We start from the raw sequence: 9,570 nt of genomic DNA on the forward strand, positions 1-9,570 counted from the left end.
CGCGCCGGCTTCGGTTGCGCGCGCCGCGAACGCGGCGGCCACGCGACGCGGCTCGGCCTGCCCGTCGGTCGCGGTATAGAGCCCGCCGAGCGTGCGCGCTTGCGTCGACAGGCCGCGCACGCGCTCGTCGATTTCCGCGCGCGTGAGCGTGCGCGTGTCGAGCCCGTGCTCGCGCGCGACGGCGAGCCACGCCTGGAACGACGCCCAGTCGTCCTCGTTGTCCGCCATATAGAGGCAACCGCCCTGCCGCCACTCGAGGTCGAAGCCGAGCGCCTGCTCGAGCCCTTCCCAGATCCGCATGCCGGCCATCATCAGCGGCACTTCGGCCGACTCGCGGCCCTGCTGCCGCACGAAGCCCCACGCGCGAGTCGATTGCTGGCCGGCGATGCGCGACTTGTCGAGCACCACGGCCTTCAGGCCGCGCAGGCCAAGGTAGTACGCGGCCGCGCAGCCCATGATGCCGGCGCCGGCGATCACGATGTCGGCTTCGGCCGGAAACGCCGTGTCGGCGTGCGTCAATGCATCGTGCAGCGGATAAGTTGTCGTCATTGTTCTCTGTTGGCGTCGAGCCATCCGGCGCATCCATCGACGTTCGCGATGGCGGCCACCGGATCAGGCTGTCGGGTTCCGGATGTGGCTGGCGAACGCGCGGGAAGGCCGCTGAGCGGTTCGGCCCGCCGGCCGCGGCCCGGCCGCCGGTCATGGTCGCCCATCGGCCGTCCCTATTTTTTCGCCTTGACGGCGCTATGTTACCGCGCGATAAACTGTATATCCATACAGTATCGCTGCAGCAGCAATGATCCTCCCCCCATTCGATCCCCCGAAGCTGAACGATCTCACCGGATGGTGGACGAAGTGCACCTATGCAGACGTACAGCGCCTGATACTCGAAGTGCAGCACCTTCGCCTGACGCTGTGGGAACTGAAGGCTCACGTCGCGGACGCATCGCGCCGGATCCGCGTGCTCGATCCGGGCATGCTCGCGCATGGCTCGGCGCTGCGGCGGCTGACTTACCTGCTCGAAAAGGAAATCGCGCGAGCGAATCCGATCGGTCGCTCGCGTGACGTATATGCGCCGTTTTCAGACGAGTGGCGCGCCCGCGAAGCACTGCGCTGTGCATTGCGCGCCCAGCCCGAGCCCGCGGAAGCGGGCACGCTCCCGCGCACGATTCCGGAATTTCAGCGCATTACCTGGGCCGAGCTTCGCGATCGCTGGCGTCATCTGAGCGACAAGCAATCGAGCCGTCAGAACATCGAGCAACGCATGGTGCTCGAGATCGTGCGTCAGCGATCCGTGATTCTCGCGCGGGCGAGGAAACTGGTCGATGCCGCGATCGCCGAGGCGGCGGCGGAAGGAAAGCAGTTGTTCGCGCTCGATCAACTCCAGCGGCTGCTTTCCGTGGAGCGGGAGGACGGCGAGCCGTTCATGTATATGCCGGCGTGAGTCGCTCGCATTCGGCCGCAATGGATCAATGGTCGCGATGGAGCGCAACGCGCATCTCATTAGTACTTCACAACATAAAAGATCCGCTGCTCGCCATGTAATCAAGGACCTTACGTCATTGCTGTCACGAGACGCCGGCCGCAGCGTGTCGACGATCGCCGACTACGAATCCAGGCGTGCGGTCACCGCCTATCGCCTCGCGGACGAAATGCTGAAGGCGCGATACGCGCGAGGCCATGTCGGCACGACCGCGCTCGCGCGCAACCCGTTGCGAATCGCAACCCGGGATCGATACGGAAGGTCGGAATGCGCGGCTCGCGTCGGGTGGCCCCGGCACCAGCGGCATCGGAGTGATCAGTGTGAATAGCGCATTCGTGCGCGTGTCGCGCGGTCGAACGGCTGCAGCCGAGCAAGCTGCTCGAGCGACATCGCGACGACTTCCAGCACATGCCGGGCGATTTCGTCGTCCGCCATGCCGGCTTTGACGTACTGTTCGATGCTCATCGTGCGAGGCGGATGGCTGCCCGCTTCGTCGTCGACAATGTCGATCCTGGCGGTACGACGCTCCAGCGACAACATGACCCGCACAGTTTTACCGTGAACGACGGTCTGCATGCACAACGTGCTCATGCGCAGTCTCCCATTGCGTTGCCGTCAATCGATCGTCAAACGATACCTCACAGTGTGGGGAATGAATCTACAAACTTCCCCGAATATTGACAACCGTCAGAGATGAATTAAAGGCGGTCACGCGAATGGCGCGCGCCATCCACGCCGCGCATTCGGGGGCGTCCGTCGTGTTTTCGCTGTGAAGGGGCCGCCCGTCTCGGGGCCCTTGGACTCAAGGTGCGGGCACGCGCCGCTCAGGCCGGCGCCCGTCTTGCACGGGCGAACGTCGCGCTACGCGTAGCGGGTCAGCCACTCTTCGGAGAACTTTTTCGCATAGGCGACGGCTTCGGCTTCGGTATCGAATTCGCCCAGCTTGCGGAATGCCGCCTCGCGGCTGAAACCCAGCTTCGTGACCTCGACCTGGGCGGCGTACTTGCCGTCCTCCGTCACGCGCGGTTCGCAGTTCATCTCGTACCCGCGCATCACAAATTTCTTCTGCATCGCATCAACGCTTTTTTGAGACGGCGGAATCGTAGCATGGCGCCCCGCCGCGTTCACGCCGCTCGCGAAGGTAGCCGCAGCGGGTTCATTAGACTAAACCATCAAACGATCCGCGTATAAGATGCGGTTCCGCCCGACCGGGACGCGCGAGGTGATGTAAATATTTGTCGCCGGAAAGCGGCACGACGCCGCGCTCCGGACCGCGAATGCGCCCTGCCATGGTGCATCCCGTCGGCCGTGCCGTGCGATTACGTGCCGCCTTGCGAGGAATCGTGTCCCGGCGCCGCGCAATCCCTGCCCGAGGGTTGCGAACGGGCCAGTGGCGCGCGATGCACGCCGCCGGGCCGCCGTAACGTCGTGACACACCTTTCACAGAAACGCACCTTTCGCGACATGGAATGGCCGGCGTTTTGCGGTAAAGTTATCTTTTCCGCGCGTGGCCGGTCGGCTCGCCACTGGACGTCGTCAAGACTGTCCGCCGAGACTGCCGCAAGGCGTCGTTCTGAACGTCAAGATCCGTTCCCGTAGCATGACCACTGAAGCAATCACCACGGATTCCCTCGCGGTTGCCGAGCGCGTGCGCGAACTGATGACCCGCAACGGCATCGGCAAGCGCCAGCAAACCACCGAGCTGTGCCGCATCCTCGACCTGAGCTTTTCGCAGGGTCACCGCAAGTTGCGCGGCAGCAGCCCCTGGACGCTCGCGCAAATCAAGAAAGTCGCCGAAGCCTATGGCGAGCCCGCCGCACAACTGTTCGGCGCGCAAACGCTCGACCCCGGCATGGTCGGCGCCTATTCGCAGGAGGCCGTACTGTACGCCGGCGTCGCCGAAATTCCGTGCACCGCATGGATCGGTGCGCCGCTCGAAGCCGGCGCGCGCCCCGAGTTCGTCGCCTATGAACAGAACGGCCGCTGGCGCGTGCTGCGCCACACGGGTGTGCTGTACCAGAACGCATACGACGTGCACAAGATCGAGATCTATCCGCGCCGCGCGGAGAGCGACAAGCTCGTCGTCGCGGTGATCGATCCCGATTGCGTCAGCGCGACCGAGCTGTGCCGCTATCTCGAACGGCAGGGTTTCGCGACGGCCGCGTTCGGCGGCCTCGCGCCGTTCGTCGATGCGCTGCAGGGCCAGGCGTTCGACGCGGTCGTCACCGAATGGCTGTTCGACGGCAGCACGGCCGCCACCGCGATCAAGGCGGTGCGCACGTCCGACAATCCGGGCGCGCCGATCTTCGTACTGACGGGCGACCTGCTCACCGGCCGCGCGAGCGAAGCGGACATCAGCGAAGTGATCCGCACGTTCGACGTCGTCTGCTACGAAAAACCCGCACGCATGGCGATCCTCAGCGCCGATCTCGCAAAACGGCTCGCACGCGGGTAACGCCCGCCCACCGCGGCGCCCGCCTTCGCATGGCCGGCGCCCGCGCGGCGCAGCGGCCGCGAACAGGTTCCTCAGTACAATAGCCGGACCCTGTTCACGACCGGCATCCGCCGCCCCTTCATGGCCCGCCTCATTCCCGACGACTGGAAAAGCCTCGCCGCCACCGGCGCGGCCGAACGCGAGCGCGAGACGCTTGCCGCCCTCGAACACGCGCTGCCTGACACCTACACCGTTTATCACGGCGTGCACTGGACGCGCGCCGAACAAGGCTTCTCGGTGTTCGGCGAAGCGGCGTTCGTCGTCGTGAGCCCGGCCGGCCGCGTGCTGCTGATCGAGCAGAAGGCCGGCTTCCTGCGCGAAACGCCGAAGGGGCTCGTGAAGGTCTACCTGCAGAAGGAGCGCAACGTCCCGATCCAGCTCGCGCGCACGCAGGAGACGCTGCACCGGCGGCTGACCGCCGCGCTCGGCGCGGGCGTCTACGGCGTCGAGGCGCTGCTGTACTGCCCCGACTACTCGATCCGGGAAACGGCGATTGCCGGCGTCGCGGCCGATCGCATCGTCGACGCGTCGCGCAAGACGCAGCTCGCGCAGGTGATCCTGCAGATCCTGCCCGAGCACGACGAAACGTTGCCGACCGCGGCGAAGCTGCATCATTTCCTCGCGGACGAGCTGGCGCTCACGCCTGACACGAGTGCGCTCGTCGGGCAGGCCGGCACGCTCGTCACGCGGCTGTCGGGCGGGCTCGCCGCATGGGCGCGGCAGCTCGAGTTCACGCCGTTCCGCTTGCGCGTGACGGGCACCGCGGGTTCGGGCAAGACGCAGCTCGCGGTGCAGGCGATGCGCGACGCGGTCGCGGCCGGCAAGCGCGTGCTTTACGTCTGTTTCAACCGGCCGCTCGCCGACTACATCGCACGCATCGCGCCGCCCGGCGCGAAGATCGCGAACTACCATCAGCTGTGCGACTGGGTGGCGCGCGACGGCGGCTATACGCCCGACTTCGACGTGCCGGGTGCGTTCGAACGGCTCGAGGCGCGCTTTGCGGAAGCGCCGATTCCGGAACGCTGGCGCTTCGACGTGCTGATCGTCGATGAAGGACAGGATTTCCACGCGCCGTGGGCGACGGCACTGGAGCGCCTGCTCGCGCCGGACGGGGCCTGGTGGTGGCTGGAAGACCCGCTGCAGAACCTTTATTTGCGCGAGCCCGTCGCGCTGCCCGGCTGGGTCACGCTGAAGGCGCTGACGAACTACCGCAGTCCGCGCGACCTGCTCGAATTCGTGCGCGACATCGTCGGCCGCGTCGAGCCGCTCGCGCTGGAACTGCGCTCGGGCAGCCCGTTCGACGGTTCCGATCCGTCGGTGTCGTCATACGGTGAAGACGGCGCATCGGGCGACGCGCTCGCCGAAGCCTGCATCGACGCGACCAAGCGCGCGATCACGCACGCGCTGTCGCTCGGCTTCCGCAAGCAGGACATCGCGGTGTTGTCGTATCGCGGCCGCGAAAGCTCGGTGCTCGCATCGCTCGACCAGCTCGGCCCGCACCGCGTCAAGCGCTTCACCGGCAAGTACGATCTGTTCGGCAACCCTGAATATCGCGAAGGCGACGTGCTGCTCGATTCGATCTACCGCTTCAAGGGGCAATCCGCACCGTGCGTGATCCTCACCGAGATCGACTTCGACACGCTCGATGCGCGCGCGGCCCGCAAGCTGTTCGTCGGCGCGACGCGCGCGACGATGAAGCTGCTGCTCGTCGCGTCGGCGCGCTCGGCCGCGCAGCTCACGGGCGGTTGACGCGGCGGGTGACGGGTGGCGGGCATGACGTTGAACTGACCGCCCTGCCCGCGGCTCCCCACGTCACGCGACGCGAAACGCCCCCACCGCCCGGCGCAACCCGTCGGCCTGCTCCTCGAGCGACGCAGCCGCGGCCGCCGCCTGCTCGACCAGCGCCGCGTTCTGCTGGGACACCTGGTCCATCTGCGACACCGCGAGGTTCACCTGCTCGATCCCGTCACGCTGCTCGTTCGACGCGGCCGCGATCTCGGTCATGATGCCCGTCACGCGGCCGATCGCCTGCTGGATGTCCTGCATCGTCGCGCCAGCCACGCCGACCAGCCGCGACCCCGTCGCGACACGCTCGACCGACTCGCCGATCAGCGTGCGGATTTCCTTCGCGGCGGAGGCCGAGCGCTGCGCGAGCGTGCGCACTTCGCCCGCGACCACCGCGAAGCCACGGCCCTGCTCGCCCGCGCGCGCGGCTTCGACCGCCGCATTCAGCGCGAGGATGTTGGTCTGGAACGCGATGCCCTCGATCGTGCCGATGATGTCGGCCACCTTCTGTGAACTCTGGTCGATCTCGTTCATCGTGCCGATCACTTCGCCGACGACCGTCGCGCCGCGCGTCGCGATCTCGCTCGCGCTGTCCGCGCAGGCCTGCGCCTCGACCGCGTGATCGGCGTTCTGCTTCACGGTCGCCGTCAGCTGCTCCATGCTCGCGGCCGTCTGCTGCAGCGCGGATGCCTGCTCCTCGGTGCGCTGCGACAGGTCGGTGTTGCCGGCCGCGATCTGGTGCGTCGCGGTCGAGATCGCTTCGGAACCCTGGCTGACCTGGCGCACCGTATCGACGAGGCTGCGCTGCATGCCCGTCACGCCCTTGACCAGTTCGGCCATCTCGTCGCGCGACGACCAGCGCACTTCCGACGTCAGGTCGCCTTCCGACAGGCGGCGGAAATGCGACAGCAGCCGGTTCACCGGTTGCGTGATCGCGAAATGCAGGCCGACCGCGCAGCCCAAACACGCGGCGAGCCCGAACGCAATGCCGGCGATCGCGCCTGCGCGCATCCAGCCGTAGTAGGTCTGGGCGGTGTCGTAGACATCCTTGCCGCGTGCGACCTGGTACGCGTCGAGCGCATCGGTCGCCTGCGTGAGCGCGACCGACAGCGGCGGCGCGACCGTCATCAGCAGCCGGTCGGCGTCGTCGCGACGTCCCGCGCGGATCGCGTCGATCAGCGGCTTCAACGCCTGCCCGATCAGCGCCTGGCGCGCGGCGTCGAGCCGGGTCGCGAGCGGCCCTTCGTCGCCTTCGTGCGGCATGCCCGCGTAGGTGCGCCACGCGGCGTCGGCCTTCGCGAGATAGTTGTCGGCCTTCTTGAGGAGATCCGGCACGTCCGGCGCCTCCGGATGCAGCAGCGCGCGGTCGAGCGTGGTACGCACGATCGTCAGGTTCAGGCTGGCGGCGGACAGCGCGGTCTTCGCGGCCAGTTGGCGCGTATAGGCCTCGTCGAGCGCACGGTTCGAGCTCTGCATGCCGATGAGGCCGATCAGGCCCGACACGACGAGCAGCACGGCGACGAGACCGAGCGTGGAAAAAATCCGCGTACGGATCGAGAAACGGGAAAACAGGGCGTTCAGGTTCATGACGGCACGTGAGCGATGAAAGGTGCCGCGGCAATGGGCACGCGGCACTCTGGATTACGGTTTGCCTGCAAAAAACTTGAGTCCGGCCCTCTTTCGGGGTGATCGCGGTCAAATTTCCCGGCCGGCAATCTTCTGTTACCGGTGCAACAAATCGAGGCTCGGCAGAAATTGACTGGTCAATCAATTGTCTCTATATTTCGGTCAATTCCCTGCCATGGCAGATATCTCGATGAGAACCGATACCCTCCTTGCACCGCCGGCCGCCGAAGCGGCCCGCCGCGACACGCCGATCGGGCTGGTGATCGCCGCGCTGCTGCTCGTCATGCTGCTGTCCGCACTCGACCAGACGATCGTGTCGACCGCGCTGCCGACGATCGTCGGCGAGCTCGGCGGCCTCGACCAGCTGTCGTGGGTCGTCACCGCGTACCTGCTGTCGTCGACGGTCGTGCTGCCGCTGTACGGCAAGCTCGGCGACCTGTACGGCCGCAAGATCGTGCTGCAGGCCGCGATCGTGCTGTTTCTCGCCGGCTCCGCGCTATGCGGCATCGCGCAGGACATGACGCAGCTGATCGTGCTGCGCGCGCTGCAAGGGCTCGGCGGCGGCGGGCTGATGGTCGTGACGATGGCCGCGATCGGCGACCTGGTGCCGCCCGAGCGCCGTGCGCGCTACCAGGGGATGTTCGGCGGCGTGTATGGCCTCGCGACGATCGTCGGGCCGCTGCTCGGCGGCTTTCTGGTCGAACACCTGTCGTGGCGCTGGATCTTCACGATCAACCTGCCGCTCGGCGCGCTCGCGCTCGCGGTGATCGGCATCGTGTTCCGGCCGCACACCGCGCACGTGAAGCACCGGATCGACTACATGGGCGCCGCGTTTCTCGCGACGGCCCTCACCTGCGTGATCCTGTTCACGAGTGAAGGCGGTTCGCTGCTGCCGTGGTCGTCGCTGCAGCTGTGGATGACGCTCGTGCTCGGGCTGGTCGCGCTCGGCGGCTTCGTCTACGAGGAGCGGCTCGCGGCCGAGCCGATCATGCCGCTCGAACTGTTCCGCCAGCGCACCTTCGTGCTGATGAGCCTGATCGGCTTCGTCGTCGGCATCGCGCTGTTCGGCTCGGTCACGTTCATTCCGCTCTATCTGCAGGTCGTGAAGGGCTCGACGCCGTCGCAGGCCGGGATGCAGCTGCTGCCGATGATGGGCGGGATGCTCGCGATGTCGGTCGCGAGCGGCCGGCTGATCTCGCGGTTCGGCACGTATCGCCCGTTTCCGATCGCGGGGACGCTGATCGGCGGCATCGCGATGGCGCTGCTGTCGACGCTGTCGCTCGACACGCCGCTGCACACCATGTACGCGTACATGGCGTTGCTCGGGATCGGGCTCGGCATGGTGATGCCGGTGCTGACGCTCGCCGTGCAGAACACGGTCGAATTCCGGCACATGGGTGTCGCGACGTCGGGCGCGACGCTGTTCCGCTCGATCGGCGGCTCGCTCGGCGTCGCCGCGTTCGGCGCGCTGTTCTCGCACGGGCTGCAGTCGCGCATCGCGCAGGCGCTGCCGGCCGGCACGGAGCTGCCGCCCGCGCTCGGCCCGGCGGCCGTGCACCAGTTGCCGGAGGCGGTGCGCGATGCGTACCTGCACGCGTTCGCCGGGTCGCTGCATGTGGTGTATCTGTCGGCGGCGGGCGTGATCGCGATTGCCTTCGTGCTCGCGTGGTTCGTCGAGAGTGCACCGCTGCGCACGCATCACTGATCGGCGGGCAGCGGCGGCGTGGCACCGCCGCCTGCCCGCCGATCGCCACCGCGAGGCGGCCCTCGTCACGACTTTCGGTCGCCGCGCGCTCGGCCGTCACGGCACCAGCACCACCCCGCCCGTCGTCTGGCGCGACTCCAGCAACCGATGCGCGTCGGCCGCCCGCCCGAGCGGCAGCCGCGCGCCGATCTCCACGTGCATCCCGTCCGCGAGCCGGTCGAGCGTCGCGCGCGCCGCTTCCCGATACCCCGCGACGTCACGCGCAATGAAGCCGAGCACGCTCGGCCGCGCCAGCGCGATCGAGCGGGCCGGGCCCAGTTCGTCGAGATCGATCGTCTGCCGCGCGCCGATCGCGGCAACCTGCCCGATGCTCGCGACCATCCCGAACGGCCGGACCGCGCCGAGCGTACGCGTGAGCACGTCGCCGCCGATCCCGTCGATCGCATAGTCGACGCCCGCGCCGCCGCCGAACGCGCG

Annotated in this window: 9 protein-coding genes; 4 read left to right on the plus strand and 5 right to left on the minus strand. The window is 67.6% G+C overall.

Annotation, left to right across the window (positions count from 1 at the left end; genetic code table 11):
- The coding region (locus F3J14_RS31240; protein ID WP_166726215.1) for an FAD-dependent oxidoreductase at positions 1-549 on the minus strand (549 nt) is incomplete at its 3' end.
- Positions 550-796: 247 nt separating this feature from the next.
- Here F3J14_RS31240 and F3J14_RS31245 point away from each other — a divergent pair.
- Positions 797-1,444: a hypothetical protein gene (locus tag F3J14_RS31245; protein ID WP_166726216.1), complete on the plus strand. Its 648-nt coding sequence runs from the start codon at positions 797-799 to the stop codon at positions 1,442-1,444.
- A gap of 354 nt (positions 1,445-1,798) precedes the next feature.
- Here the strand turns inward: F3J14_RS31245 and F3J14_RS31250 are convergent, their stop codons facing one another.
- Entirely contained in the window at positions 1,799-2,074 is a 276-nt protein-coding gene (locus tag F3J14_RS31250; RefSeq protein WP_166726217.1) for a hypothetical protein, read from the minus strand.
- 270 nt (positions 2,075-2,344) lie between these two features.
- Positions 2,345-2,554: a hypothetical protein gene (locus tag F3J14_RS31255; RefSeq protein WP_166726218.1), complete on the minus strand. Its 210-nt coding sequence runs from the start codon at positions 2,552-2,554 to the stop codon at positions 2,345-2,347.
- A 529-nt stretch (positions 2,555-3,083) separates the two neighbouring features.
- Here F3J14_RS31255 and F3J14_RS31260 point away from each other — a divergent pair.
- Complete coding sequence (locus F3J14_RS31260) at positions 3,084-3,938, plus strand: helix-turn-helix domain-containing protein (RefSeq protein WP_166726219.1); 855 nt, start codon at positions 3,084-3,086, stop codon at positions 3,936-3,938.
- 120 nt (positions 3,939-4,058) lie between these two features.
- Positions 4,059-5,726, plus strand: a complete 1,668-nt coding sequence (locus F3J14_RS31265; protein ID WP_166726220.1) for an ATP-dependent helicase — start codon at positions 4,059-4,061, stop codon at positions 5,724-5,726.
- Between the two features lie 63 nt (positions 5,727-5,789).
- On the opposite strand, the gene F3J14_RS31270 is transcribed toward F3J14_RS31265, so the two are convergent.
- Complete coding sequence (locus F3J14_RS31270; protein ID WP_166726221.1) at positions 5,790-7,349, minus strand: methyl-accepting chemotaxis protein; 1,560 nt, start codon at positions 7,347-7,349, stop codon at positions 5,790-5,792.
- 229 nt (positions 7,350-7,578) lie between these two features.
- Between F3J14_RS31270 and F3J14_RS31275 the strand changes: the two genes are divergently transcribed.
- Positions 7,579-9,093, plus strand: a complete 1,515-nt coding sequence (locus tag F3J14_RS31275) for an MDR family MFS transporter (protein ID WP_166726222.1) — start codon at positions 7,579-7,581, stop codon at positions 9,091-9,093.
- Between the two features lie 96 nt (positions 9,094-9,189).
- Here the strand turns inward: F3J14_RS31275 and F3J14_RS31280 are convergent.
- A partial coding sequence (locus tag F3J14_RS31280; protein WP_166726223.1) for a zinc-binding dehydrogenase occupies positions 9,190-9,570 on the minus strand: 381 nt, incomplete at its 5' end.

The organism is Burkholderia sp. Tr-862 (assembly GCF_011753085.1).
Classification (GTDB): domain Bacteria; phylum Pseudomonadota; class Gammaproteobacteria; order Burkholderiales; family Burkholderiaceae; genus Burkholderia; species Burkholderia ambifaria.

Excerpts from the sequence above, each read along its gene's own strand:
- F3J14_RS31270 (WP_166726221.1), bottom strand. The coding sequence starts at position 7,349 with ATGAACCTGAACGCCCTGTTTTCCCGTTTCTCGATCCGTACGCGGATT.
- F3J14_RS31275 (WP_166726222.1), top strand. The coding sequence starts at position 7,579 with ATGAGAACCGATACCCTCCTTGCACCGCCGGCCGCCGAAGCGGCCCGC.
- F3J14_RS31250 (WP_166726217.1), bottom strand. The coding sequence starts at position 2,074 with ATGAGCACGTTGTGCATGCAGACCGTCGTTCACGGTAAAACTGTGCGG.
- F3J14_RS31245 (WP_166726216.1), top strand. The coding sequence starts at position 797 with ATGATCCTCCCCCCATTCGATCCCCCGAAGCTGAACGATCTCACCGGA.
- F3J14_RS31265 (WP_166726220.1), top strand. The coding sequence starts at position 4,059 with ATGGCCCGCCTCATTCCCGACGACTGGAAAAGCCTCGCCGCCACCGGC.
- F3J14_RS31255 (WP_166726218.1), bottom strand. The coding sequence starts at position 2,554 with ATGCAGAAGAAATTTGTGATGCGCGGGTACGAGATGAACTGCGAACCG.
- F3J14_RS31260 (WP_166726219.1), top strand. The coding sequence starts at position 3,084 with ATGACCACTGAAGCAATCACCACGGATTCCCTCGCGGTTGCCGAGCGC.